The 24,813-nt window shown below is 65.5% G+C and carries 26 protein-coding genes and 1 pseudogene; 4 read left to right on the forward strand and 23 right to left on the reverse strand.

What is annotated here, in order from left to right:
* Positions 1-46: 46 nt before the first annotated feature.
* The 7 genes from OIE68_RS03410 to OIE68_RS03440 all read right to left on the reverse strand — a co-directional run bounded on the left by OIE68_RS03410 (position 47) and on the right by OIE68_RS03440 (position 6,356).
* Positions 47-616 (reverse strand): DJ-1/PfpI family protein, encoded by a 570-nt coding sequence (locus OIE68_RS03410; RefSeq protein ID WP_327097939.1) that lies wholly within the window; start codon positions 614-616, stop codon positions 47-49.
* Between the two features lie 60 nt (positions 617-676).
* On the reverse strand, positions 677-2,065 hold the full coding sequence (locus OIE68_RS03415; RefSeq protein WP_327097940.1) for an amidase: 1,389 nt from the start codon (positions 2,063-2,065) through the stop codon (positions 677-679).
* Positions 2,066-2,257: 192 nt separating this feature from the next.
* Positions 2,258-2,647 carry a D-ribose pyranase gene (gene rbsD / locus OIE68_RS03420; protein ID WP_327097941.1) on the reverse strand — a complete coding sequence of 130 codons (390 nt, stop codon included), beginning with the start codon at positions 2,645-2,647 and terminating at the stop codon, positions 2,258-2,260.
* A 27-nt stretch (positions 2,648-2,674) separates the two neighbouring features.
* On the reverse strand, positions 2,675-3,619 hold the full coding sequence (locus tag OIE68_RS03425; protein ID WP_327097942.1) for a ribokinase: 945 nt from the start codon (positions 3,617-3,619) through the stop codon (positions 2,675-2,677).
* Positions 3,616-4,386, reverse strand: coding sequence for an ATP-binding cassette domain-containing protein (locus tag OIE68_RS03430; RefSeq protein WP_327097943.1), 771 nt, complete (start codon positions 4,384-4,386; stop codon positions 3,616-3,618). Before OIE68_RS03430 ends, OIE68_RS03425 begins: the two co-directional genes overlap by 4 nt.
* A 9-nt stretch (positions 4,387-4,395) precedes the next feature.
* Positions 4,396-5,364, reverse strand: coding sequence for an ABC transporter permease (locus OIE68_RS03435; RefSeq protein ID WP_327097944.1), 969 nt, complete (start codon positions 5,362-5,364; stop codon positions 4,396-4,398).
* Positions 5,361-6,356 carry a substrate-binding domain-containing protein gene (locus OIE68_RS03440; RefSeq protein WP_327097945.1) on the reverse strand — a complete coding sequence of 332 codons (996 nt, stop codon included), beginning with the start codon at positions 6,354-6,356 and terminating at the stop codon, positions 5,361-5,363. The genes OIE68_RS03435 and OIE68_RS03440 overlap by 4 nt, the downstream gene beginning before the upstream one ends.
* 165 nt (positions 6,357-6,521) lie before the next feature.
* Here OIE68_RS03440 and OIE68_RS03445 point away from each other — a divergent pair, with 165 nt between their 5' ends.
* Positions 6,522-7,526, forward strand: coding sequence for a LacI family DNA-binding transcriptional regulator (locus OIE68_RS03445; RefSeq protein WP_327097946.1), 1,005 nt, complete (start codon positions 6,522-6,524; stop codon positions 7,524-7,526).
* Between the two features lie 3 nt (positions 7,527-7,529).
* Here the strand turns inward: OIE68_RS03445 and OIE68_RS03450 are convergent, their stop codons facing one another.
* Genes OIE68_RS03450 through OIE68_RS03485 form a run of 8 tightly spaced genes read right to left on the reverse strand, consistent with a single transcriptional unit; the run spans position 7,530 to position 15,259 of the window.
* Complete coding sequence (locus OIE68_RS03450; protein WP_327097947.1) at positions 7,530-8,201, reverse strand: 4-carboxy-4-hydroxy-2-oxoadipate aldolase/oxaloacetate decarboxylase; 672 nt, start codon at positions 8,199-8,201, stop codon at positions 7,530-7,532.
* Between the two features lie 29 nt (positions 8,202-8,230).
* Positions 8,231-9,439, reverse strand: a complete 1,209-nt coding sequence (locus OIE68_RS03455; protein ID WP_327097948.1) for an aspartate transaminase — start codon at positions 9,437-9,439, stop codon at positions 8,231-8,233.
* Positions 9,440-9,469: 30 nt separating this feature from the next.
* Complete coding sequence (locus OIE68_RS03460) at positions 9,470-10,510, reverse strand: L-idonate 5-dehydrogenase (protein ID WP_327097949.1); 1,041 nt, start codon at positions 10,508-10,510, stop codon at positions 9,470-9,472.
* A complete protein-coding gene (locus tag OIE68_RS03465; RefSeq protein ID WP_327097950.1) occupies positions 10,507-11,280 on the reverse strand; it encodes an SDR family oxidoreductase in 774 nt (257 codons plus the stop codon). Before OIE68_RS03465 ends, OIE68_RS03460 begins: the two co-directional genes overlap by 4 nt.
* Before the next feature lie 38 nt (positions 11,281-11,318).
* The gene (locus OIE68_RS03470; protein ID WP_327097952.1) at positions 11,319-12,677 is read right to left on the reverse strand and encodes an MFS transporter; all 1,359 of its coding nucleotides are present in this window, start codon (positions 12,675-12,677) and stop codon (positions 11,319-11,321) included.
* Entirely contained in the window at positions 12,674-13,762 is a 1,089-nt protein-coding gene (locus OIE68_RS03475) for an allophanate hydrolase (RefSeq protein ID WP_327097953.1), read from the reverse strand. The genes OIE68_RS03470 and OIE68_RS03475 overlap by 4 nt, the downstream gene beginning before the upstream one ends.
* A complete protein-coding gene (locus OIE68_RS03480) occupies positions 13,755-14,465 on the reverse strand; it encodes a 5-oxoprolinase subunit B family protein (protein ID WP_327097954.1) in 711 nt (236 codons plus the stop codon). The genes OIE68_RS03475 and OIE68_RS03480 overlap by 8 nt, the downstream gene beginning before the upstream one ends.
* Positions 14,453-15,259, reverse strand: coding sequence for a 5-oxoprolinase subunit PxpA (locus OIE68_RS03485; RefSeq protein ID WP_327097955.1), 807 nt, complete (start codon positions 15,257-15,259; stop codon positions 14,453-14,455). Before OIE68_RS03485 ends, OIE68_RS03480 begins: the two co-directional genes overlap by 13 nt.
* Before the next feature lie 276 nt (positions 15,260-15,535).
* Between OIE68_RS03485 and nac the strand changes: the two genes are divergently transcribed.
* Complete coding sequence (gene nac, locus OIE68_RS03490) at positions 15,536-16,447, forward strand: nitrogen assimilation transcriptional regulator NAC (RefSeq protein WP_327101562.1); 912 nt, start codon at positions 15,536-15,538, stop codon at positions 16,445-16,447.
* Here the strand turns inward: nac and OIE68_RS03495 are convergent.
* The 7 genes and pseudogenes from OIE68_RS03495 to OIE68_RS03525 form a co-directional block, all read right to left on the reverse strand.
* Positions 16,441-17,367 (reverse strand): D-isomer specific 2-hydroxyacid dehydrogenase family protein, encoded by a 927-nt coding sequence (locus OIE68_RS03495; protein ID WP_327097956.1) that lies wholly within the window; start codon positions 17,365-17,367, stop codon positions 16,441-16,443. The genes nac and OIE68_RS03495 overlap by 7 nt on opposite strands.
* A gap of 25 nt (positions 17,368-17,392) precedes the next feature.
* The gene (locus OIE68_RS03500; protein ID WP_327097957.1) at positions 17,393-18,166 is read right to left on the reverse strand and encodes a glucose 1-dehydrogenase; all 774 of its coding nucleotides are present in this window, start codon (positions 18,164-18,166) and stop codon (positions 17,393-17,395) included.
* Positions 18,163-18,678: a gluconokinase gene (locus tag OIE68_RS03505; protein ID WP_419150746.1), complete on the reverse strand. Its 516-nt coding sequence runs from the start codon at positions 18,676-18,678 to the stop codon at positions 18,163-18,165. The genes OIE68_RS03500 and OIE68_RS03505 overlap by 4 nt, the downstream gene beginning before the upstream one ends.
* Positions 18,679-19,009: 331 nt before the next feature.
* The gene (locus tag OIE68_RS03510) at positions 19,010-19,351 is read right to left on the reverse strand and encodes a helix-turn-helix transcriptional regulator (protein ID WP_327097959.1); all 342 of its coding nucleotides are present in this window, start codon (positions 19,349-19,351) and stop codon (positions 19,010-19,012) included.
* On the reverse strand, positions 19,348-19,731 hold the full coding sequence (locus OIE68_RS03515) for a type II toxin-antitoxin system RelE/ParE family toxin (RefSeq protein WP_327097960.1): 384 nt from the start codon (positions 19,729-19,731) through the stop codon (positions 19,348-19,350). The genes OIE68_RS03510 and OIE68_RS03515 overlap by 4 nt, the downstream gene beginning before the upstream one ends.
* 131 nt (positions 19,732-19,862) lie before the next feature.
* Positions 19,863-20,267, reverse strand: coding sequence for a hypothetical protein (locus OIE68_RS03520; protein WP_327097961.1), 405 nt, complete (start codon positions 20,265-20,267; stop codon positions 19,863-19,865).
* Positions 20,268-20,469: 202 nt separating this feature from the next.
* Positions 20,470-21,913, reverse strand: a pseudogene (locus tag OIE68_RS03525) (MFS transporter).
* Between the two features lie 188 nt (positions 21,914-22,101).
* Here OIE68_RS03525 and OIE68_RS03530 point away from each other — a divergent pair.
* A complete protein-coding gene (locus OIE68_RS03530) occupies positions 22,102-22,548 on the forward strand; it encodes a MarR family winged helix-turn-helix transcriptional regulator (RefSeq protein WP_327097962.1) in 447 nt (148 codons plus the stop codon).
* Between the two features lie 3 nt (positions 22,549-22,551).
* Here OIE68_RS03530 and OIE68_RS03535 read toward each other — a convergent pair whose 3' ends face one another.
* Positions 22,552-24,147: a GMC oxidoreductase gene (locus OIE68_RS03535; RefSeq protein WP_327097963.1), complete on the reverse strand. Its 1,596-nt coding sequence runs from the start codon at positions 24,145-24,147 to the stop codon at positions 22,552-22,554.
* 94 nt (positions 24,148-24,241) lie between these two features.
* On the opposite strand from OIE68_RS03535, the gene OIE68_RS03540 reads away from it, so the two are divergent.
* Positions 24,242-24,799: a helix-turn-helix domain-containing protein gene (locus OIE68_RS03540; protein ID WP_327097964.1), complete on the forward strand. Its 558-nt coding sequence runs from the start codon at positions 24,242-24,244 to the stop codon at positions 24,797-24,799.
* Positions 24,800-24,813 lie beyond the last annotated feature (14 nt).

Below are 24,813 nucleotides of genomic sequence, written 5' to 3' on the forward strand. Positions count from 1 at the left end.
TCTACTACACACGATAGTAGTGCGGCGCGAGGCGGGACGCCAGGCCCTACTGACCCGGGGCGGGCGCTTTGGCGCGCAACACCTCCAAGAATGCGCGCATCCACTGCGGATGGTCCGGCCAAGCGCGACCCGTCACGATATTGCCGTCGATATGGGCCGGACTGTCTTCCCAATTTGCGCCAACGGCATTCAGGTCCGGCGCCAACGCTGGATAGGCGCTCGACGAACGACCGTTCAGCGCGCCGACGGCAAGGAGAATCAGCGGACCATGGCACAGCGCCGCGATCGGTTTGTCCTCGTCTACGAAATGTTTGACGACCCTGCGGCACTCCGCATCGCCGCGCAGATACTCCGGCGCCCGTCCGCCGGGCAGTACCAACGCCGCGTACCGACTCGGATCGACATCGGCCAGCGCGATATCGGCGGACCAGGTGTGTCCGGGTTTCTCGGTATAGGTATCGAAACCGTCGACGAAGTCGTGCACGACGAACTGCAGCTTCTTGACGGTGGGGGCGGCCACATGAACCTCGTACCCCTCCTCGAGCAGCCGCTGGTACGGGTACATGACTTCCAGGTCTTCGGCCGCGTCTCCGGTGATCAGCAATACGCTTGTCACGGCACATCACCTCCGGTGCGAATTTTATCGACAATCGCAGCGGAGACAGGCGCTTTCGGGCTACGCGGGACGGGGGTGCGGGCGAATCTGTTCGAGTTGGGCGGCGACGGAAAGAATGGTGGTCTCGCCATTCGCCGGTCCGACCAGTTGGACCGCCAGCGGGAGCCCATCGCTCGCCATGCCCGCGGGTAGTGAGGCGGCGGGATGCCCGGTCACATTCCAGAATCCGGTGAAGGCGACCATGGGGACCGAGGCGAGTTGTGCGCGGACAGGGTTCGCATTGTCGAGGATGCCGACCCGCGGCGGACGGTGCGCGATGGTGGGGGTCAGCAGCAGGTCGCACTTGTCGAAAATGCGATCGGCCTTGCGCGCCAAGGCTTCGCCGCGACGCATGGCCCATTCGACGACCGGCCGACGAGCCCAGGAACCGAGCATCAGGTTTTGGCGAGTACGGCGTTCGAGCCGTTCCGGATGATCGACGAGTGGGATCTCCGCGCGCACGCCCCCGTAGAACTGCGGATAGAAGGCGAACGTGAAATCGGGATAGTGCGGATCGATCTCGATGACCGTATGGCCCAGTTGGACAAGAAGTTCGGCGGTGTCGTGCACCGCGCGCACATGTTCGGGAACCGCCTTCGCGAGCATCGTCTGTGATTTCGTGGTGTAGCCGATGCGCAGGCTGGTCGGTGTGCGCCGGGCGGCCTCCTCGAACGACAGCTCCGGATCGGGGGCGTGGAAGCGGTCGGTCGGTGTGGCGCCGCGGATGACGTCGTAGACGATCGCCGAATCCAGCACGCTCCGGGTGAGCGGGCCGAGGACGCCCAACGCCCACCACAAATGTTCGTTCGGTGCCGTCGGCACCCGTCCGCGCTGGGTCTTCAGGCCGAAGAGTCCGCAGCAGGCCGCGGGAATCCGGATCGAGCCGCCGCCGTCACCACCGAGTGCGGCGGGCACCAGCCCCGCCGCGACCGCCGCGGCGGAACCACCGCTGGAACCGCCGGTCGAGCGGGTCCTGTCCCACGGATTGCGGGTCAGCCCGTAGGTGGTGGATTCGGTGTAGGGCCACTGTCCGAACTCCGGCATGGTGGTCTTGCCGACGATGACCGCACCCGCCGCCCGGAGCCGCCGCACCACCTCGGCATCGGCGACCGCCGGGGTGAGGTTCGCGCGGGTGCCGAAGGTGGTCGGGACGCCCGCCACGTCGATCTCGTCCTTCACCGCGATCGGGATGCCATGCAGCGGTCCGCGCGCCGCGACGTCCTGCTGATCGCGTTCGATGGCTTCGGTGATGGCTTGCTCGTGCAGGACGCGAGTGAAGGCATTGAGCTCGCCCGCCTGGTCGATCCCGTCGAGGGTCGCCTCGATCAGTTCACGGGCCGTCAGCACCCCTTGATCCAGCAGCTGTCGCTGCTCCCACACACCCGCGGACACGACCTCGCGAAGATCCATCTCTACCGCTCCTCCCGACCCACATGCCGTGTTGTTTCGCGCGAGCTGCGAGCAGTCGCCAAGCTGGCGTGACCTGTGGAATCAGTCATTGATCCGAGCATCCGACAGTAGTTAGTCGACTGACCATTCCGCAATCGATACGGGCCGCACGTGCGCTGGGTTCAATGTGGCAAGTAACAATATTTCTGAACGCTACAGCCACGGCACCCCGGCCCGCAGCAACACATTGGCATACGGCCGGGCCTCACCGGTGCGCACCACGAACCGACAGGCCCCGATGCGCTGTTTGAAGTCGTCGTGGTCGATCAACTCCGCGTTCAGGCGGCCGCTGAGCAGGGCCGCGGCCTCCGGATTCTGGTCCGCGACGTCGCGGCTGCCCCAGGCGGCTTCGACAGTCACCTCATCGAGAATCAGGTCGAGGATGGGCTCGAACCGGGGGAATCCGTAGCTGATGCCAAGGTCGATGACCGGCACGCCGACGGGTGTCGGCAGACCGGAGTCGCTGACGGCGAAGAGGTCGGTATGGCGCAGCGCCGTGAGCGCGGCGAGCAATCCGGCGTGAATGAGTCCGCTGGTGCGCAAAGTTCGATTCCTTCTCGAAGAGGGGTATCAGACGAGTGGCTGGGCCACGGGTATGGCCGCGAGCGCGGTGACGATCTGGTCCCCGGTGGGGTAGGACGCGTGGGTTCCCGGCGTCTGGACGGCGAGCGCACCGGCCGCGGTGGCGTAGGCCACGGCGCCGCCGAGCGGCATACCATCGGCGAGTGCGGTGGCCAGCGCGCCGACGAAGGCATCGCCGGCGCCGGTGGAATCGACCGAATTCACCTGTGGCGCGGCCTGATATCCGCCCGCAACCGGTGCCGGCACATCGCAGCGGTGCGCCCAGACCGACCCGGCGGCGCCCAAGGTGGCGACGACGGACTCCACCCCGCGCAGGCAGAGTGAACGGGCCAGGTGGAATGCCTGTTCGGGGGTCCGCGCTGTGGTCCCGGTCAATGCCGACAGTTCGGATTCGTTGACGATCAGCGGATGGCAGCGGCGCAGCAGCTCATCCGGCAGCGCCGTCGCCGGCGCGGCATTGAGAACGAACCGGCGCGCCCGCCGCGCGGCCCATTCGACCACATTCGGCGGCACTTCCAACTGTGCGACAACAACTTCCGCCGACCGCAGCAAATCGGCCTCGGCCATCGTGTCGAGTTCGGGCTCGGATTCCCAGCGGAAGTTGGCGCCGGGATCGACCACGATCTGGTTCTCGCCATCGGCGACGGTGATATAGGCGGTGCCGGTCCGCGCGTCCCGCACCTCACGCAGTGCGGTGAGCTCGACACCATACTCGCGCAACGATTTCCGCAGTCCGGGATCGGCGTCACGACCGATTCTGGCGATGAATTCGACCCGGCCGCCCGCTCGTGCCGCCGCGACGGCCTGATTGGAACCCTTGCCGCCCAGGTTGGTTCGCGAGCGTAGTGCCAGCACGGTTTCGCCGGGCCGTGGCAGCTGTTCCACCTCACAGACGATGTCCTGGTTGACCGAGCCGAGGACGACAACCGTCACGACTCGGCTCCGTTCGCGGTGATCTCCAGATTGCCGGGTGCCGCACCGGTGATCAGGGCGACCAGCCGATCGCCGTCCACCTCATTGATCCTATGTGCCGCAACGGATCTACCGCGCCGCAGCACCACCACGTTGTCACAGATCCGCATCACCTGTGCCAGATCGTGGCTGATGATCAATACGGTGATCCCGCGTTCGCGCAGGCCGCGCACCAGCTTCTCGACCGCCGCGGTCTCCCGCACGCCGAGCGCGGCGGTCGGCTCGTCCATGATCACCATGGATTTGCCCCAGGCCACCGCACGGGCGATGGCGATGCTCTGACGTTGACCGCCGCTCATCCGGCGCACGGTGGTGCGCACCGAAGGCACATCGACATCCAGATCGCGCAGGATCTCGCCGCTGCGGGCGATCATCGCCCTGCGGTTGACGATGCCGAGCGGATATACCAACTCGCGGTTGAGAAACAGGTTCTGCCACACGGCCAGATCGTCGATGAGGGCGAGATCCTGATATACGGTCTCGATGCCCATCTTGCGCGCGTCCTCCGGCGAGCGCAGGCGCACCGGTTCGCCGTTGAACAGGATCTGTCCGGTATCCGGTGCCTGCACGCCGGTCAGGCAGCGCACCAATGTCGACTTGCCCGCGCCGTTATCGCCGACCAGCGCGGTGACCTCGCCCTCGGGAATCGTCAGCGAGACCCCGGCCAGCGCGCGCACCGAGTCGAAGGACTTGGTGAGCTCGCGCGCCTCCAGCAATGGAATCGTCATGTCGTAGGCCTACTTTCGGAAGCGGGCGATACCGGCGGCCAGCAGCAGCACCGCGCCGACGGCGACCGGCTGGTAGTACTGCGAGATGCCGAGAATGGTGAACCCGTTGATCAGCGAGGTGAACAGCACCGCACCGCAGACGGTGCCGAGCACCGACGCCTTGCCGCCGGACAATGACGAACCGCCGAGCACCACCGCGGCGATCGAGCTCAGCAGGTAGGTGGTCTGCAGCGACGGATCCGCGCCGCCGTTGCGGGCGACCAGCATGACACCGGCTATGCCGCACAGCAATCCGGACATGGCATAGGCGAACAGCCGGATGCGGTTCACCGAGATACCGGTGTCGCGCGCGGCCTCGAGTCGTCCGCCGGTGGCGAGCAGATGGGTGCCGATCCGGGTGCGGAAGATGATGCCCGCCACGACCAGTGCGGCGAGCAGTGCCAGCAGCCAGAACCAGCGCACCGGTCCGATGCCGTCGAGCGCGAGCCGTTGCAGGAAGCGGGAACTCACGGCCTCGGTATTGCCGTGCGTCAACAGCAGGGTGATGCCGTTGAGCACGCTCAGCATGCCGAGCGTGACCACGAAATCGGTCATATGCAGTCGGCCGATCAGCACACCGTTGACGACGCCGACCGCCAACCCGCTGAGGACTGCGGCCCCGATGGCGACTGCCATCGGGTAGCCGTGGCTGGCGAGATAGCCGAGAACTGCTGCCGCCCATGGCAGATTCGCGCCGACCGACAGGTCGATGCCGCCGACGGTGATCGCGAACTGCTGACCGAGCGCGAGCACGGTGAGGATGGTCGAGGCGACCAGCAGATCGCCGATATTGTCCGCCGTCAGGAAGTTCGGGGTGGCGATGAAGAACGCCACCCACAAAACGACCAGGGCGAGCGGTGCCGCGAATTCGGCGACCTTGGCGAGGATCTCCGTGCGCCCCTCACGCGCGCGGAGTTCTTCGGTTGCCTCTGCGGTCACTTGTTCAACAGCCCTTCCACGGGGTTATCGAAGGCGACGATCGGACGCGGGAACGCCGCGATCTGCTGGTCGACATTGTCCTTGCCGATGAAGGCGATGGGGGATACCACGCGCTCGGGCAGCTTCTTGCCCTGGTGCTGGGCCAGGCAGCTCTGCACCGCGAGTTGTCCTTCGGCATACGGGTATTGGGTCACCGTGCCGGTCAGGGTGCCCGCCTTGACGGCATCGAGGGCGGCCTGGATGCCGTCGACGGAGATCACCTTGATCTGGCCGGTCCGGCCCGCGTTCTTGATCGCCTGTGCGGCGCCGAGGCCCATGGTGTCGTTGGCGGCGAAGATGCCGGTGATATCCGGATGCGCCTTCAGGATCGCCTCGGTGACCTGCAGGCCCTTGTCCTGTTCGTAGTCGGCGGGCGCCTTCTGGAGGATCTCGAGCTTGCCCGTGACCGCATCGGTGAAGCCCTGATCACGGTTGATGCCGTTCTGCTCGCCCGCGATGCCCTGCAGGATGACCACCTTGCCGGTGCCGCCGAGCGCCTCGAGCATCTTCTGCCCGGCGATCCGGCCCGCATCGAGATTGTCCGAACCGATGAAGCTCGCATACGACACCCCGGCCTGCTCGGAGGCCTTCGCGTCGATCTGGGTGTCGAGATCGAGGATCGGAATGTTCTTGCGCGCCACCGGCGTCAGCGGGGTGATGACATTCGTGGCATTGACCGGCACCACGCCGAAGCAGTCGTAGCCCTGCGCGGCCAGGGTGGAGATCTGGGCGTTCTCGCCATCGGCATCGGTCTCGGATTGTCCGGCCTGCACGGTGACCTTCACGCCGAGCTTCTGGCCCTCCGCGAGGGCGCCGTCGCGCAATGCCGCCCAGTAGGGGTTGGTGAAGTTCCGGGTGACGATCGCGATCTTGAAATCGCCGTCGCTCCCGTCTTGTCCACCGCGACCGCAGGCAGCGGCGGCAAGCGCGCCGATGAGGACAAGCGGCGCCATTGCACGCCTGAATCGAGCATTCATCGTGAGTTCGACCTATCCATCTCAGGTATCAACTCGTGTTGATCAACGCGAGTTGATGAGTAGTGTGTGACCCGAGTCACCGGCTGTCAAGTACTTGCGCAGAGTGCTTGGATGGACGGTCGGAGCAAGGAGAGATTTCGGATGGTAGTCACACGAGCCGACGTGGCGCGGCTGGCCGGCACGTCACCGGCGCTGGTGAGCTATGTGCTCAATGGCGGACCGCGGCAGGTCGCGCCCGCGACCAAGGCCCGCATCGAGGCCGCCATCGCCGAACTCGGCTACCGGCCCAATATGTCCGCGCGCAGCCTGCGCATGAACCGCGGACATGCACTCGGCATGGTGATTCCGGACGGTGCGAACCCGTTCTTCGCCGAACTCTCGGCGGTGATCGAGGCGGCCGCCTTCGCGCGGGGGTACCCGCTGTTCGTCGGCAATGCCGCCGGTGACGAAGAACGCGAACGCGCCTATGTGCGCACCTTCATCGACCGCAGAGTCGAAGGGCTGCTTGCAATTTCGTCGTCCTGGGAGACCGGCATCGCCGACGCCTGCGAGGAGGCGGGCATGGTGCTGGTGGCACTGGACCGCGTCATCGATCCGGCACGTTGCGCGCACGTCATGTGTGATTCGGTCGCGGGCGCGGAACAGGCCGTCGCCCATCTCATCGGACACGGTCACCGCGAAATCGCCTGCCTGAGCGGCCCGCACGTGTCCACCGCCGAGGACCGTGTCCAGGGCTACCGAAATGCGCTGGCGGCCGCCGGACTTGCCGAAGGACGCATCGTGCGAACGGATTTCGGCGGGGCCGCGGGCTACCGCGCACTGACCGACCTGATGGCCGACTCACGCCGCCCCACAGCGATTTTCGTAACCAGCGATTTGCAGGCGATGGGTATGCTCCGCGCCGCCTACGACGCCGGACTGCGCGTACCCGACGACCTCGCGGTGGTCGCCTTCGACGGAATCGAATACTCCCGCTACACCCGCCCCGGTCTGACCACCATGGTCCAGCCCACCCGTCTCATGGGCGAGACCGCCATCGACCTGCTGCTACAACAACTCGACGACCACACGCCCCGCCCCGGAGTGGTGAATCTCGAAGCGGTACTGCACACCAGAGGTTCGTGCGGCTGTCCCGACGAGTTCTGAGGGCTACTGGTCGACGGTGAGGCCTTTGGCCTCCAGGATCGCGGCCAGGTTCGAGACCTGGATGGGGGTCTCACCGGTTTTGTAGCGTTCGATGTAGGTGGCCTCTGCGGAGTCGCGCTCGCGGGAGGCGGAGATCGCGGATCGGATTTCTTCGCGTCGGATGACGACGACGCCGTCGCAGTCGCCCTTGACGATATCGCCCGGATAGATGACTTGGCCGCCGAAGACGAGGGGCTGATTGATGGGGCCGAGGGTTTCCTTGACGGTGCCCTCGATGCAGACATGCTTGGCGAAGACCGGGAATCCGAGTTCGCGGATTTCTCGGGTATCGCGTACGCCGCCGTCGGTGACGAGGGCGGAAATGCCACGGGCGGCACACGCATTGGCGAGGACGTCGCCGAATTGCCCGGCGGGCTGGTCGCCGGATGCTACGACGAGCACGTCGCCGGGTTGGGCGTAGCTGATCGCGACCTGCAGCATGATGTTGTCGCGGGGGTGGCAGACGACGGTGAATGCGGATCCGCAGAAGGACATGTCGCGGTCGATGGGTTTGATGTCCGAGTCGAGTGCGCCCTTGCGGCCCTGGGCCTCGTGGATGGTGGCCGCCGAGAAGGTGCCGAGTTCGTCGATGAGTGCGCGGTCGGCGCGATCGATCTTGGTGGTGACGTGAACCATGGTTTCTCCGTGATGGAATCGGGCTGTGGTCAGCTCAGTGCGGCAACGGCTTTCGCGATTTCGGCGGCGGCGGTGCGCAGCACGTCCGCTGAGGTGGCGAAGGAGATGCGCAGGTATGACGGCGCACCGTAGGCGGAGCCCTGGATCGTCGCGACCGAGGCGGCCTCGAGTAGATACAGCGCGACGTCCTGGTCGTCGTGCAGCACTCGTCCGTCCGGTGTCCGCTTGCCGAGGAGTCCGGCGCATCCGATGAACAGGTAGAACGCGCCCTGCGGCCGCACCGGTGCGAGTCCGTCCACGTCGGCGAGCAGGTCGAACATGAGGTCGCGGCGCGCGCGGTAGCGCACGATCGACTCGGCGACGAAGCTCTGGTCGCCGGAAATCGCCGCGGCCGCGGCCGCCTGGCTGATCGAGGACGGGCAGGACGAGCTCTGCGACTGCAGTTTGTTGATCGCCGCTATGAGCTGTGGGTGCCCCACTCCGTACCCGAGTCGCCAGCCGGTCATCGCATAGGACTTGGAAACTCCGTTGACGACGAAGATCTGATCGCGCAGTTGCGGCGCCACGGACAGCAGGCTCGGGGTGCGCTGATCGGTGAAGACGATCTCGTCGTAGATCTCGTCGCACAAGATGTTCACGTGCGGGTGGCGCTCCAGCACGGTGGCGAGTGCCGCGAGTTCTTCCGCGTTGTACACCGCGCCGGTCGGGTTGGACGGTCCGTTGAGGATCACCCATTTCGTGGCGGGCGTGATCGCCGCCTCCAATCCTGCTGCGGTGAGCAGGAATCGGTCCGATTCGGGGCAGTCCACGACAATGGGCGTGCCACCGTGCAGGGTGACCATATCCGGATAGGACACCCAGTACGGCGACGGCACGATGACCTGGTCGCCTTCTTCGACCGTCGCCATCAGCGCCATGAAAATAACCTGCTTGGCACCGCCGCCGACGGTGATCTCGTTGTCGCCGACTGTGCTTCCGGTCCGGTCGAGTGTCCGCGCCGCAATCGCCTGACGCAGCTCCGGAATACCGTTCACCGCAGTGTATTTGGTGAGCCCGGAGTCCATGGCTGTGATCGCCGCGGCTTTCACATGATCGGGGGTGTCGAAATCCGGTTCGCCGACGGTCAGGTCGAGGATCACCCGACCCGACGCGCGCAGCTCACGAACCCGTTGTGCGGCAGCGGAACTCGGGGATTCTCGCATCCGCTCGACGCGGGCGGCGAGGGCGACGGGGGACATGCTTTCCTCCTGGGTAGATCGACATAGGGTTCAGAAAGCCAGCAGCACTTTGGCGGAGGCCGCGGCATCCTTGGCGACGGCGAAGGCCGCCAAGGCATCTCGAACGGGGTACTCGTGGCTGATGACCGGCTCGACGACCAGGCTCCCATCGGCGAGTGCGTCGAGAACCGCGTCGATCTCGTCGTTGAACCGGAACGATCCGACGACCTCGAGTTCACGAGTGATGACCAGCGACAGCGGCGCGGGCTGAAGTCCGGTGGGCAGTAGCCCGAGCAGGACCACCCGGCCACCTCGGGTGGCCCCGCGAATGGCGGATTCGAGTCCGAAGCGGTTGCCGGAGCATTCGATGACGATGTCGGCGTCCACCGCGGCGATCGTGTCGGTGTCGTCGGCCTTCAATGTTGTGGTCGCGCCGAGTTCGCGAGCAATAGCCAGTGGATAGTCGTGGATGTCGACTGCCGTGATCGCGGCGGCACCGGCGCGGCGCAGCACCGATACCACCAGCGCGCCGATCGGACCGCAACCGATCACCAGCGCGATCTTTCCCGCGACGTCCCCCGCGCGCGAAACCGCATGCCAGGCAACCGAAGCCGGTTCCGCTACGGCCGCCGTTCGCAGCGGAAGACCATCGGGCAGCGGTCGGAGCATCCGGGACGGCAGCACCGCATAACGCGTGAATGCTCCGTGCGTATGAGGGAATTGGGCCGCGCTGCCGAGATAGGTGCACCCGGGCGACAGGTTGGGACGATCGGTGGGATAGCGCGGGCTGTTGCCGCCCGGTGTCGCCGGGTGTACCGCCACCCGCGTACCCGGTCCGGGCCCGCCACCGTCTGCGGCCTGCTGCACCACCGTCCCGACCACCTCGTGTCCGAGCAGCATGGGTACCTTCAGGATCGATTCGCCTGCGGCTCCATGGGTCCAGTAGTGCAGGTCGGATCCGCAGATGCCGCCGTACGCGATTTCCACGACCGTATCGGACGGTCCCTGCGGTGTAAGAGCAATGGCTTCGACGCGAAGATCGCCCGCCGCATACGCCACGACTCCCAATGTGCAAGAAGACAATTCGGTCATCGGTAGTGGCGACCTCCATCCTGGCGCCGGACGAACTCGAGCCCACCTGGCACCTGGAACGTCGGCGTGATCTCGATCAGGCCCAGGTTCACATGCCGCGGCGCGTCGATCGCGAACTCGATGGTGTCGGCGATGTCTTTCGTCGTAATGGATTCGTAGCCTTCGTAATAGGTCTCCCAGGCCTCCCGCATCGCCTCGGGTGTGCCGCCGAGATTGCGTCCGAAGATTTCGGTCTCCACCCGGCCGGGGCAGATCTCGGTGACTCGGACACGCTTGCCGATGACATCATTGCGGAGCTGGCGCGAGATCTGGTGGATCGCGGCCTTTGTCGCGTGATAGGCCGTGTGGCCGTAGAAGTTGTACAGACCCGCGATGGAGCTGATATTGACGACATGGCCGAGGTCTCGTTCGACCATGCCCGGCATCAGCAGCCGACACAGATGCAGCACGGCACGGAGATTGACATCGACCATGGCATCGACCGATTCCGGTGCTGCGTCGAGGATATTCCCGGTGGCCGATACCCCGGCATTGTTGACCAGGATGTCGATTTCGAGGTGGCCGACCGCACTGGTGAGTGCGGCGGTATCGGTGACATCGACAGCGAGCGGGATCATCCCGGTCCGTGCGGCCACCTCGTCGAGCCGTGCGGCGTCGCGGGCGACGCCATACACGGTGAGGCCACGCTTGGCGAGCGTCTCGGTGATCGCGGCTCCCATACCGGTATTGGCTCCGGTGACGAGGGCGGTTCGGTAGTCGTCGAAAGGCATGACACTCCTTGTCTCGGGTGAGGCCGTTCTGCTTGTGGTCAGAGCGTGTCGCGCAGCGGCAGGTGGGCACGGTCGGTGACGGTGCTGACCGCCGCGAGCGTGCCGAGTGCGGTGGCGACGGCATAGACGGCCGGGACGTAGATGCCGAAATGCGGGATGAGCCAGGTCATCAGCAGCGGTGCGGTGCCGCCGAACAGCGCCGAGGAGATGTTGTAGCCGAGCCCGTAGGCGGAGTACCGGACCCGGGTCGGGAACAGTTCGACGATGAGGATGTGGATGACCGCGGTGTGCCCGGCGAAGATGACGGCCATGATGCAGGCGCCGAGCACCGCGAGTGCGAAACTGCCGGTCGCGATGAGGGCGTAGCAGGGGATAGCGCCGACGGCCATCGCGATCGCGGCACCGGCGATCACCTTCTTTCGGCCGAGCTTGTCCGACAGTGCACCCATGAACGGAATCGCGATGCTGATCGCGACCAGACTGGCGGCGGTGACGATAAGTGCTGTGCCGGTGGAGAATCCGATCTTGTCGCCCTTGAGGAAAGTCGGCATGTAGGAGAACAGAACGTAATAGCCGGAGCCGTTCATCAACGGGATGAACAGGGCGAGGAGCATCGCCCTGCGGTGTTCGGGCGACGCGAACGCTTCTTTCAGCGGGTTGCGTGACAGGCCGCCGGATTCCTTGAGCTTGCCGAAATTCGGGGTGTCGCTGATGGCGCGGCGGATGTACCAGCCGATCAGGCCCATCGGGATCGCGATGAGGAATGGAATCCGCCAGGCCCAGCTGCCGAATCCGCCGCCGTGGATGGCACTCGCGTTCAACCACGGGGACATCGTGAAGGCGACCAGGGTGCCGGTCAGCAGGGCGAGGAAGGAGGCGATCTGGGCGTAGCTGGTGATCAGTCCGCGTTTGCCCTCGGGCGAATGTTCGGCGAGGAAGGTCATCGCACCGGCGGCCTCACCGCCGACCGAGAATCCCTGTGCCAACCGCAAAGCGATCAACAACACGGGTGCCGCGACGCCGATGGCCGCATAGGTCGGCAGCACGCCGATACCCGCCGTCGCGACGCTGATCAGCATGATGACGAAGACGAGCATCTTCTGGCGGCCGATCTTGTCGCCGAGGATGCCGCAGATCACCGCGCCCAGCGGACGCACGAAGAAGGAAATCGCATATCCGGCGAAGACCAGCAGCAATGCGTCACTCGACTTGGATACATCGAAGAACACGATGGCAAGGGCGGTTGCCATGAAGGCGAAGATGCCGTTGTCGTAGAGCTCGACAAAGATGCCGACGCAGCCGGCCAGTACGACCTTGCGGATCGAGCCGGACGGCGCCGCATGCGTTTGGTCGGTGGGCACGGACCCGGCCGGGGCCGGAGAGATCGTGTCGGTCATGGGTACTCCAGGTGACTGTGTCGGATGTGGTCTGCACGGGGCCCCTGCGTGGTTACGCAAGCTGCGGCCTTCGGGGTCTGAGCAGGCCGGTGGCAAGTGTTGGTGTGGACGGGAATTCGGAGGCAGTCGTAGGCATTTGCCACACGGGTGCGTAGTCGGTCGATCGCGGCCTGCTGCGCGCGGTAGCGGCGCACCGCGTCGGGAATGCCGATGTGCCGGAATCGGACTCGCTGACCGGGCCGGGCCTGTCCCAGATGCGACAAGCCGGTTGCGGTGACGACTGCGAGCACCGGATAGCCCGCTGTCACGCCGCGGCCACGGTGCAGCACGAGCACTTCTTTTCCGGCGGGCACTTCGACGGCTCCGATCGGTACGCCCCGGGATAAGATCTCGGTCCGGCTCTCTCGTAGTGGGACGGCACCATCGGGACTGAGCCGGAGTCCGATGTGATTGCTGTTGTCGCCGACGACGAACGAGGTCTCGAACAGTCGCGTGGCGGTGCTGCCGAATTCGGCGATATCGGGTCCATCGGTGACATCGATGGTCCAACTTCCGGTGAGCGCGGGGCGTGCAATGCCAAAGTGGAACAACGGAATTCGAAAATGTGGGTGGTCGAGTAGCGGCCCGTCGGTCTCGACGTCGACATTCGCACCCGCCGTCAGTTGTCGACCGAAACCCAGTACCGGATCCGGAGCGCAGCTGTCGAGCAAATAGTTCGCCGAAATCGTCCCGTGCACCGCGATGTAGACCCGAAGACCGTCGCGGATGTCGCGAACGGTGAGCTCGGTGCCTGCGGCCCAGATGAACGGTTCCCACTGGGCGCGGGTGACACCGTCGACGCATACGTCGGCGGGTGCACCGGTGATCGCGACGAGCAGATCGGTGCTCGCGACGGCACCGAAATCCAGCGCGACCAGTTCGAGCAGCGGTGCCGTGCGCTCACTGCCGACCAGGGCGTTGGCGACCTCGGCGCTGTACTGGTCGAGGGCACCGCCGGTCAGCTGGCCGATCCGTGAGGCTCGGTGGCGACCCAGATCCTGGACAGTGGTGATCCCCGGGGTCGTCACGGTGATGGTCTCAGCCATGCAGGACCCCCTCGAACCGGGACCATTCGTGGGCCGCGATGGCACGGAACCGAAACGTGTCGCCGGGCCGGAAGGCGGACAGCGGCTCGGTCGTCGGGTCGACCATGGTGCGTGGGGTTCGACCTATGACGGGCCATCCGCCGGGCGCGGGCCGTGCCGAAACGACAGCCTGTCGACCGGCCACTGCCACGGCTCCGGCGGGTACATGCGGGCGCGGGACGACACGTCGGGGTACCGGCCGCGGAAAGGCGGGACCGTCGAGCATCGGCGCGCCGCCCGGAGATCCGAAGCAGCGCATGGTGAGTGGTGACGATCCGTGCACGTGGATCACCTCGGCCGGGGACAGCCCGAGCTGGTCGGCCACGTCTTCGAGATCCGGACCGTACTCGCCGCCGTAGACCACGGGGATATCGAAGTGCCGGGCCGGGCGTGGTGTCGGTGCTACCGATTCTCGTACGAGATTCGCGATCAGCTGTCGAATGCCGTCGTGAGTGCTTGCCGCGCAGTCGAATTCGATGAGCACGGCGTCGTAGGTCGGAATGACGCCGGTTATCGCGAAGCGGTCCGCATCGGTGTCGATCGCGGCCGCGATCGCATGCACAGCTCGCCAGCATCCTTCTCGGTCGGCACCCTGCGCGGTGACGCGTACGGCGGAATCACCGCAGGCCGCGACCTGGAAGGCGACTCCCGCTAGGCCGGACATGGTTCGTTTTCCTTACCGGCACGATCCGCGAGTACCTCGGGCAGCGGGACGATGTGCACATCCGCCGCAATGAGCGCGGTCCGGATCGCCCGTGCATTGCGCACTGCGTCTGCGTTGTCGCCGTGCAAAAGCAGTGTGTTCGGACGGACGGAAAGGCTTGTGCCGCCGATGGATTCGATGATCTCCTCGGTCACCATGCGCACCGCTCGGCCGGCGAGGACCTCGGGGTCGTGAATGACCGCACCCGGCTCGGATCGCGGGACGAGGGTGCCGTCTGCGCGATAAGCGCGATCCACGATGCCGACGATGCCGACGCGAATCCCCTGTGCGCGAGCGTGGTCGGCGAGTTCGCCGTCCTGGGCGAGCACGATCAGGTTCGGATCGAACGACCCGACGGCATCGACCACGGCGGCGGCGTAGTCGGCGCGGGTCGCCACCAGGTTGCCCAGGCGGCCGTGCGGTGCCACATGCGACACCGTGGTGCCGTGCGCGACGGCGAAGGCGTGCAACGCGCCGAGTTGGTACAGGACATCGGTGCGCACCTCGTCGGCGGAGAGGTCCATGGCCCGCCGACCGAAGCCGACCAGATCCGGGAAGCTGGGATGCGCGCCTACACCGATGCCGCGGGCAACGCACTGACGGACCGTCCGGTCCATGGTCTGCGGATCGCCCGCGTGGAAGCCGCAGGCGATATTGGCGGAGGTGAGGACGTCGAGCAGTGCGTTGTCATCGCCCATCGTCCACGCCCCGAAACTCTCACCGATATCGGCGACGAGATCGATATTCCAAGCCATGGATGCCTCCGCGGGGTGGGAAACTGCGAGCACCGTATGAGTGAACTTGCGGTGTGAAAAGGACGCTACGCAGGTTCGCCCTGGCGCGGGTAATACCGGTTTCGGGTGAGGCGATAACGAACCTCTATGGTGTCTGAGCAGCGACTATGCGGCGGGCTCGCAATGTCGGCCGTGAATTCGGTACCGCCGCGTTTCCGGAGAGCAACAATACGGAAATCATCGCGTGCGATGACGTTGCTGCGAGAAAGGTGGATCGACGACGTGGATACCCGACGCTTGTTTTCGTTCGTGCGCATCGTGGATGCCGGCAGCATCACCCGTGCCGCGGATATCCTGCACATCGCCCAGCCCGCGCTGAGTCAGCAGATGACGGCCCTGGAGGCCCAGTTCGGTCAACAGCTGCTGATCCGGCACAAACAAGGCGTGGAGCCCACCGATGCGGGCCGGGCGCTGTACCGGCACGCGCAGATCATCCTGCGTCAGGTGCAGAGCGCACAGGCCGAGGTGAGTGTGGTCGGCCGCGAACTGGCGGGCGGTGTTTCCGTCGGGCTGGCGCCCTACAGCACCGTCAACGCGATCGCTCTGCCATTGCTGACCGCGGTGCGTGAGCGGTATCCGAGCATCCTGCTGCACATCAACGAGAACTTCGGCGGCGTGCTCAGCGAGGCGATGATGACCGGCCGGATGGATATGGCGCTGCTGTACGACGCCGGGCCGATCAAGGGGGTGACCTTCGAGCGACTGCTCACCGAAGAACTGATGGTCGTCGCACCGACGGGGACCGGGCTACCCGGTACGACCGGTTCCGTGGTCTCGATCGCGCAGTTGAAGGGCCTGCCGCTGCTGTTGCCCGGCCCGATGCACACGATCCGGAAGGTCGTGGAGCAGGCATACGATCACGCGCTCGAACATGCGCATGTCGTGGGGGAGGTCGAGTCGGTGGCGCTGATGGCGCAGGCAGTGCGAAATGGCTTGGGCGCCACTATTTTACCGTTGTCGGTGGCCCGTCGGATCATGACCGTCGACAATCTGGAATTGCGCCGTATCGAACCGGCGATCACGGTCCAGGTGTCGCTGGGCACCCCGACCAATCAGCCGCTGTCCAAACCAGCGGAGGCCGTGCGCGAGATATTGCGCGCCGTCGTCGCCAACTACGTCAGGAACAGTGCGGGGCGCACGGCTCAATAACCCCGTCGGATGTCGATGGTCGCGAGCAGCGGCTGTCCGGTGGCGAACCGTTCGACGTTCGCCGCGACATGATCGGCGAGCACCGCGGTGAGGCCCGTCGCGGGATTGGCGACATGCGGGGTGACGATGGCGTTGGGCAGCGTCCAGAGGGGATGGCCCGCCGGAAGTGGTTCGGGTTCGGTCACATCCAGGGCGGCGCCGCCGATCGCTCCGTCCTCGAGTGCGCGTACCAGTGCAGCGGTGTCGATGAGCGAGCCACGAGCCACATTCACGATCCAAGCGGTCGACTTCATTCTGGCGAGCGCGTCCGCATCCACGAGGTGTGCGGTGTCCGGTGTCGCCGGTGCGGCGAGCACGAAATGATTTGCCCGCGACCAGATTTCGGTTGTCCGATTCGCGGCGACCGTCTCGGCGGCGCCGGCAACCGGAGCGCCCGATCGGGTGACTGCCAGTGCCTGTGCACCGAATCCGGTGAGCAAGGGGATCATGGCGCGGCCGATGCCGCCACAGCCGACGATTGCCACGGTCGAGCCGTACAGCGTCCCGACCCGTGGGTCGAAATCCGTCTTACGCCAGGATGTCGCGCGTACCTGCTCGGCAAGGACCCGCACACCGGCGAGCAGCAGCAGGACGCCGTGCTCGGCGACGTTGCGCGCGTACGCGCCGGCCGCTGAGGTCCAGACGCGAGTCTCATCGATGATCCCGGCGGAGATCCAGGGTTCGACGCCGGCGGAGGGTAACTGCACCCAGCGCACTGCGTCGGGCAGCCGGTCGGGAAAGGTGGCCGGTCCCCGCGTCCATACCACCGCGTCCGCGTCGGCGAGTGGAACGAGAATGCCGCCGCCTTGCTCGATGCCCTTGGCGAGGGCGGAGTCGGAATCGGGACCGAGATGGATTCGGGGACGGCTGATATTCGGCACGGTTGCCTTTCGAGCTGGAAGTGGATCAGACGACGGCGGTCAAACCGCCATCGACATACAGGATCTGGCCGTTGACGAAATCCGATGCGGGCGAGACGAGAAACAGCAGAGCACCGACCAATTCCTCGGTACGTCCCCAGCGTCCGGCCGGTGTGCGCCTGGTGAGCCAGGCACTGAAATCGGCGTCGTTCACCAGCGCGGACGTCAACTCGGTATCGAAGTAGCCGGGCGCGATCGCATTGACCTGCAGTCCCAGTGGGGCCCAATCCGCGCACATGCCGCGGGTCAGCATCTTCAGCCCGCCCTTGCTCGCCGCATACGGTGCGATACCCGCCCGGCCCAATTCGCTTTGCACCGAACAGATATTGACGATCTTGCCGCGTCCACGTTCGACCATCGCGCGGGCGAATTCGCGCCCTACGCAGAAGGCGCTGAAGAGATTGGTATCGAGCACGCGACGGAAATCTGCGTCGGAGAATTCGAGCAGCGGGCTGCGGTGCTGGACTCCGGTGTTGTTCACGACGATATCCACCGGACCGATCTCGTTTTCGACCTGCTGCGCCGCGGCGGTCACCTGCGCGGAGTCCGTCGCATCGAATGCGCGAATGTGGACTGCCGCGCCGGTCTTGTCTGCGATCTCGTCCCGGCTGCGGGCGAGCGCCGCCGCGTCACGGCCATTGAGGACTACCGTTGCTCCCGCCTCGGCGAGCCCGGTTGCCAGCGCATATCCGATACCGCGGCTCGAGCCGGTGACGAGGGCGACCTTGCCCTCGATATCGAAACTCCGATGCGCACTCACCGCGCCACCGCCCGGTCCCGCACAAAATCGACCACCGCCCGCGCGATCTGGTCCGGCCCCGCGCCGACATCCAGGACGACCCCGAACTCATCCGGCTCGAGGGGCTCGAGCAATGCGAGTTGAGAATCGAGTAGGACGGGCCGCATGAAATGCCCGCGGCGTGCCGCCATCCGCGATCGAATAGTAGTAGGCGCGCCGTCGAGGTGCACGAAAGCGACTGGCGCAGTTACATTTCGGAGCACATCCCGATACCGCCGACGCAGCGCGGAACACGCCACCACGCCGGCACTTCGTGTGCCCATCCAGTCGTGTACAGCCTCGAGCCATGGTGCCCGGTCCGCGTCGGTAAGTGGGGTACCCGCGGCCATCTTCGCGACATTCGATGGGGAATGCAGATCATCGGCATCCAGGAACTCGCCGCCCGTCATTCCGGCAACCTGCCGCGCGATCGTCGATTTCCCGCAACCCGTCACGCCCATCACCACAATGTGGGGTCGCCGATCGCCGCCCATGAATATTCCCGTCCGCCGGTGTCCAGATACGCAGATCGACCATGCCCGAACCCACCGCATCAGGGCAATGATCAGGCGATACCGGTTCTGGAGGACGTCATAACGAAAGGCGAGGGCTGAACGCTGCGGCTGGTTGTCGAAGGTGACGACGCCCATGCGGCAACCTGTTGGTCGGTCCCGCATGATCGACTACTGCCGCGTCGCTGACGGTTTGGCCTTTTCGGTCTACGGCTGGTAGTGAGTGGGTTTCATGAAACAGCGGGTCGGCACCGCCATTTGGTCGCCAAGCAGTACCTGACCGGTCGAGGCTCCGAAAGCGGCTTTATCCTTTTCAGGCTGGGTCGGTGTGGTGGCTGGTGAAGTTCACTCGGGTGTCATCGGCGTCGAGAGCGATGTTCAGTGTGGCATCGAGGGCGTCGGCGAGTTTGGCGAGTAGAGGGAGGGTCGGCACGGTGTCAGAGCCTTCGATCCGCGAGATTTTGGCTTGGGTGAGGCCAGCACGTTCGGCCAGGTCGGCCTGGGTGAGTCCGAGTTCGGTCCGGCGGTCGTAGACGGCTTGGGCCAGGGCCATGGAGAGCTGGATTTCACGGCGTGCCTCGGTGACATCGTCGGGTTCGGAGTCGCCCTCGGCAAGTTTGCGTTCCCGGAGGGTCTTCCAGCGTGCGTGGCTCATCGGTCCAGTTCTCCCTTCTCGATCATGCGGACGAATTCTTCGTGGGCGGGTTCGTGTTCGGCCTGGCAGGTCTGTTGCGCGAGCTTCGCACGTTTAACCTCGGCGTCTTCGCGCATCTTGGTTTTGCGAAACACTGTCAGTAGGACTGCGCGCCGTCCCGGTGCCAGCCAGTAGGTGATGCGAATCGCGGCACCGTCCAATGTCGGGCGCAACTCGCGAACTCCATCGCCGAGATATCGAGCGAAGGGCTCTCCGAGAGTCTCTGCGCGCTCGGCGAGTAGGCCGACATACTCGTCGATTTTGAGGAAGTGCTTAGCGGGCAGCGACTGGAGCCAGGCTCGCACCTCTGGCTCGATCTCAATGGTGAACAGTTCACCCACGGCGACAACTGTATATGTCGTTGACGACATGCAGCAAGCGGCCGTTCGGGCTGGCCGGGACATCCGATGGTTTGGAGGGGACCTTCCCGTTCACACCGACGGTCCTAAGGCCGTCGGTGGATCGAGGCTCGTTATCCGCAGTGGACTCCGAATTCTTCCCAGAGGTCGTCCTTGATGCGCCCGCCCCAGTCGATGCACTTGCCTTCGGCTTCGACCTTCGCATACGCGAAGTCGCTGAAGACGCGGTCGTCGTTTATGACCACCTGGGAGTGGTCCTTCGACTGCCGGACGGCGGCGCCCATCGAGATCGGGTCGCCCGGCTTGTCCCGCACGGTGACCACGCAGTTGGTCCGGCCGTCGTAGGTGAGAAAGACTGTGCCGCCCTTCAACTCGTGTGAGTCGATCACCTTGAAGCCTCCACCGCACTGGCCGTCGTATGTTGCCGCGGACGCAGTGGCCGGGAGGAATACTGCCATCCCGGCAGTGATCCCGATTGCGGACGCACAGACAGCGATCAGCTTTTTGGTGTTGATCAAGGTTGAACCCTTCCCTCTTTCATGTGACATCTAGCGTTCGGCTTTTACCCCGCACGCTCGGCACCCAAACTCGGGCACCAGCCACGCCGAACCTACGGCAGCAGTTGATGACTGGGTATTTGCGGCCTTCCAGATCTGGGAACCTCGCACCGCATCGGGCGGGTCGTGCCAGGTGGAGATCCTTTTCTCGAATGGTCGGGTCTCACACCCTGACGGCAACGGGTTCCGCGGTGATGGCGGGTTCGGACAAGTCCGGGATCCGCCGGGTAGGGATGGTCGCCGAGATCGCGGCACCGAGGACGGCTACACCACAGCCGATCAGCAGGGCGACGCGGAATCCGTTTTCGGTCGGGATGGCGTGCCCGCCCATCGAGGCGGTCATCTGGGCGAGTACCGCGCCGATCGCAGCGGCTGCGGCGGAGGTGCCGACCGAGCGCATCAGGGTGTTGAAGCTGTTGGCGGCGGCGGTTTCCGATACCGGGACCGCACCCATGATCAGGGCGGGCATGGCGCCGTAGGCGAAACCGGTTCCCGCACTGATGATCACGGTCACGGCCAACATGCCCCAGGTGGAACCCATCAGTGCCATGGAGGAGGCATAGCCGAGCGCGATGATCAGGCATCCGGTGACCAGGGTGAACTTGGGACCGCGGGCGGCGGAGAGCTTGGCGCCCACCGGCGAGATCAGCATCATGACGACACCCGCCGGCGCCATCCACAGACCCATCGCCATCATCGACTGGCCGAGGCCGTAACCGGTGGCAGTGGGCAGTTGCAGCAGTTGCGGCATGACCAGCGACTGGGAGTACATGGCGATACCGACGACGACCGAGGCGGCATTGGTCAGCAGCACCTGCGGCCGTGCGGTCACACGCAGATCGACCAGCGGCGCACCGATGCGCAGCTCCCACCAACCCCAGACCAACAGCAAGACCACCGCGGCGCCGAACAACCCGAGGATGCCGGCACTGGTCCAGCCCCAGGCGGCGCCCTTGGAGATGGCGAGCAAGTGATACGAGTCCGGCGCCGAGGCCGATCGCCCCGAGTGCGTCGAAACGTCCGGCGGCGCCGCTGTTCGGGGTATCCGGGATGATCGCGAAGATCAGCACGCCGACCAGCGCGGCAAGCGCGGCCGAGCCCCAGAACAGCATCCGCCAATTGCTGTATTCGACAATGGCCGCGGACAGCGGCAGGCCCATGGCGGCGCCGATACCCAGCGACGAACTGATCAGTGCGATGGCCGCGCCCAATCGCTCCGGCGGCAGCAGATCACGCAGCGCGCTGATGCCCAGCGGAATGATGCCGACGCCGGCGCCCTGCAGGCCGCGGCCGATGATCATCGGCACGATCGAGGTCGCGACAGCGCAGACGAGTGAACCGGCGACCAGCGGCACGACCGAGGCGAGCAGGATCTTCCGCTTGCCATAGAGGTCGCCGAGTCGTCCGGCGACCGGAGTGATCACGGCGCCGACGAGCAGGGTGATCGTGACCACCCAGGTGGCGTTGGACGAGGTTGTGTGCAGCAGCTGCGGCAGCTCACCGAGCAGCGGCATAACGAGTGTCGCCATGAGCGAGGCGACGATGCCTGCGGTGGCCAGCACGGCGAGGACGCCGCCTGGCTGAGTAGCGGGGCCTGGAGTATTCACGCGCGTCTCCAAATCGGTCGAAATCAGGGGAAGTGTGTCGAGCGCATGCGATGTGCGCTGTGCACACTGTATGGCATATACATGCTATGTGCTAGCTGCACATGATGTGTGTGACGCACATCGCGTGGTATACCTGGTGCTACGGAAATCCAGGCGCAGGTCGGCGCGGATCGGCAGAAGGACCCGAAATGGACAAAATCCTCGACAAGATCGAGTTCGAGACCATGCTGTTCGGCCGGTACAGCCTCGCCTCCCGGCAACTCGGCGGGCGTCGACTCGATCGCAACACGTATACGTTGCTCAATCGGCTGCGGGTGGAGGGCCCGATGACGCTCGGGCAGCTGAGCGAGGCGGTGGGTCAGGATGTGTCGACGCTGAACCGGCGGACCGCGGGCATGGTGCGCGACGGTTTGGTGGAACGCATCCCGGATCCGGATGGCGGCATGGCCCGCAAATTCCGCATTACCGCCGAAGGTGAACGGCAACTCGACCGCGACCGCGACGAATCGCTGCAAACCTTGGCGACGATCCTCGCGGACTGGTCACCACAGGATGCGGCCGACTTCGCCGATTATCTGCAGCGTTTCAATATCGATATCGAGCGCTATCTCGGCCGCCCCTGGCCGCGCCCGTAGTCGTCAGATCGCGGTGCCGATGTCCTGGGAGACCAGGTGGTCGAGGGCTCGCTCCGCGACGGCGGCGATCGTCATCGACGGATTGCAGGCCGCGGCATTACCCGGCAGGAGCGCGCCGTCGACCACATAGAGACCACGCTGACCCAGGACCCGGCCGTCGAGATCGCAGACCGATCCCATGCTCGCGCCGCCGAGGGCATGCCAGGTGGACGGGAACAGCGCGTTGGTGTCGACCAAAATGCTTGTCGGGCCGGCGATTCGGCGCACGGCCGGATCGATGTGATTGTTCTGGATGCTCGCGTCGCCGTTCTTCGGCCACTGCAGGATCGCGTCGTCGGTCGCGGAATCGTAGACGAACCGGCCGCGGTCCGCGCTGACGCCGTAGCCGACCAGCATGGTGCTCTTGGGGTCCATCTGCATCGGCGGAATGGAGGCCTGGATGACGGTGAACGCGGCCTGCGGATCGTCCCAGTTCTTACTTCCGTAGACCACGGGACCGCCCTGTGCCGCACCGAAATCGGAGATGGGGTCGGTCCAGACGTAGATCCGGTCGGCATTGGTGCCCCACTGCTGACCCAGCCCGTCGGGCAGGTCCGGAATCTTCCCCTTCGCACCGGCGCGCACCAGCAGCTTGGTGGTGTTCAGACTGCCTGCCGACAGGACAAGGGCATTGGCTGTGATGATCTTGTTTTCCAGGACATTGCCGGAGGTATCGAGCCGTTCGACGTACACGACCCAGCGGCCGTCGGGGCCGCGTTCGACGTCGGTGACCTGGTGCAGCGTCTGCACCTCTACCTGTCCGGTCGCCTCGGCCGCGGCGATGTAGGTGACATCGACCGAATGCTTGCCGCCGTTGTTCACGCCCATCGCGCCGTCGCCGTTGGTGTACGACGGTTTCATCTCACCCCGCAGTTCGGCGAGTGCGTAGTTCCAGTCGATGGGCATCGGGATCTTCGACAGCGGCAGTCCGGCCTGGCGCACGTGGTCACCGAATGCGCGTGCGGCCGTGTAGTTCCGGTTCGCGATCAACTCGTCGGGCGCCACCGCGAGGCCGAGCATGCGCGCCACCCTCGGGTAGTGCACCCGATCCATGGTCGCCCAGTCGAGTTCCTCGGGCAGATTCGCATCGAAAACCGGCTGCGTGGGCTGTAGCGACATGCCCTGGTAGATCAGCGAGCCGCCGCCGAGGCCCGCGGCGCACAGGGCGGTCATATTCGTTCCGGACACCGCCTCGACCAGGCCGGTATACGGTTCGAAAAGCAGTGGTGCACCGAATAATGTCGGGCTGGACCGGTACCAGAGCACCCGCCTGTCGAGCGCCGAGGCGCGCGGAAAGGTCTCCGAATTCGGCCCGGTCGGCCAGCGCATCCCCCGCTCGAGCAGCAGCACCGGGACGCCGGCCTGGGCCAAGCGCAACGCGGTCACCCCGCCGCCGAATCCGGATCCGACCACCACGACCCGGCGCTCCTCCCGGGTGAGCGGGACGCTGTTGACCCGTGCGGCGATGCCGTGCGTCGGGTTGGTGGTTCGTGAGCCGAGTATGGCGACACCGGCCGCCGCGGTCGCGGTCAACAGGGTCCGGCGGGTGATCACCGACATGCTCTTCCTCACTAACATAACCGGACGGTCTTGTCCGGTTGGTTCGACAGTTTGCTGGAGACTGTCGGCGGAGTCAAGCGGTAGCGTTGGGTGGATGACAGCGTCGCGCCGACAGAACCCGGGGCCCAAAGCCGCTGCCGAAAACCGGGCGGCGCTGATTCGGGCGGCTCGAACTGTGTTCGCGGAGAACGGTTTCGACGCACCGTTCAGTTTGATAGCGCGCGCGGCGGGTGTCGGGCAGGGTGTGCTGTACCGGCATTTTCCGACCAGGGAGAGCATGGCGCTCGCGGTATTCGAGGAGAATATCGTCGAGATCGAAGTACTTGCCGCCGACCCGGCGACCACGGTCGCGGACGTGCTGGCCCTGATAGTCGATCAACTGACGGCGTCCGCGGCCTTTATCGCCATGATCTACCCGACGAACACCGAGGATGAGGAGTTGCTCGGCACGGGATGGCGGCTGCTCGGCCTCATCGCGGAGATGCTCGACGACCCCCGCCGGCGTGGCGAGATCCGGGCCGATGTCACGGCGACGGATATCGTCATAGCGGTGGCGATGCTTGCGACACTGCTGGCGAAGATCGACCCGCAATCCAGGGAGGTCACCTCCCGGCAGGCATGGGCACTTTTGGAGCGTGGCCTGCACGCGTGAGGTGCGTGGCATGG

The organism is Nocardia vinacea (genome assembly GCF_035920345.1).
GTDB lineage: Bacteria > Actinomycetota > Actinomycetes > Mycobacteriales > Mycobacteriaceae > Nocardia > Nocardia vinacea_A.

Excerpts from the sequence above, each read along its gene's own strand:
- OIE68_RS03415 (WP_327097940.1), bottom strand. The coding sequence starts at position 2,065 with ATGGATCTTCGCGAGGTCGTGTCCGCGGGTGTGTGGGAGCAGCGACAG.
- OIE68_RS03430 (WP_327097943.1), bottom strand. The coding sequence starts at position 4,386 with ATGACGATTCCATTGCTGGAGGCGCGCGAGCTCACCAAGTCCTTCGAC.
- OIE68_RS03440 (WP_327097945.1), bottom strand. The coding sequence starts at position 6,356 with ATGGCGCCGCTTGTCCTCATCGGCGCGCTTGCCGCCGCTGCCTGCGGT.
- OIE68_RS03445 (WP_327097946.1), top strand. The coding sequence starts at position 6,522 with ATGGTAGTCACACGAGCCGACGTGGCGCGGCTGGCCGGCACGTCACCG.
- OIE68_RS03450 (WP_327097947.1), bottom strand. The coding sequence starts at position 8,201 with ATGGTTCACGTCACCACCAAGATCGATCGCGCCGACCGCGCACTCATC.
- OIE68_RS03455 (WP_327097948.1), bottom strand. The coding sequence starts at position 9,439 with ATGTCCCCCGTCGCCCTCGCCGCCCGCGTCGAGCGGATGCGAGAATCC.
- OIE68_RS03460 (WP_327097949.1), bottom strand. The coding sequence starts at position 10,510 with ATGACCGAATTGTCTTCTTGCACATTGGGAGTCGTGGCGTATGCGGCG.
- OIE68_RS03465 (WP_327097950.1), bottom strand. The coding sequence starts at position 11,280 with ATGCCTTTCGACGACTACCGAACCGCCCTCGTCACCGGAGCCAATACC.
- OIE68_RS03470 (WP_327097952.1), bottom strand. The coding sequence starts at position 12,677 with ATGACCGACACGATCTCTCCGGCCCCGGCCGGGTCCGTGCCCACCGAC.
- OIE68_RS03475 (WP_327097953.1), bottom strand. The coding sequence starts at position 13,762 with ATGGCTGAGACCATCACCGTGACGACCCCGGGGATCACCACTGTCCAG.
- OIE68_RS03480 (WP_327097954.1), bottom strand. The coding sequence starts at position 14,465 with ATGTCCGGCCTAGCGGGAGTCGCCTTCCAGGTCGCGGCCTGCGGTGAT.
- OIE68_RS03485 (WP_327097955.1), bottom strand. The coding sequence starts at position 15,259 with ATGGCTTGGAATATCGATCTCGTCGCCGATATCGGTGAGAGTTTCGGG.
- OIE68_RS03505 (WP_419150746.1), bottom strand. The coding sequence starts at position 18,678 with ATGGGCGGCGATCGGCGACCCCACATTGTGGTGATGGGCGTGACGGGT.
- OIE68_RS03510 (WP_327097959.1), bottom strand. The coding sequence starts at position 19,351 with ATGAGCCACGCACGCTGGAAGACCCTCCGGGAACGCAAACTTGCCGAG.
- OIE68_RS03530 (WP_327097962.1), top strand. The coding sequence starts at position 22,102 with ATGGACAAAATCCTCGACAAGATCGAGTTCGAGACCATGCTGTTCGGC.
- OIE68_RS03535 (WP_327097963.1), bottom strand. The coding sequence starts at position 24,147 with ATGTCGGTGATCACCCGCCGGACCCTGTTGACCGCGACCGCGGCGGCC.
- OIE68_RS03540 (WP_327097964.1), top strand. The coding sequence starts at position 24,242 with ATGACAGCGTCGCGCCGACAGAACCCGGGGCCCAAAGCCGCTGCCGAA.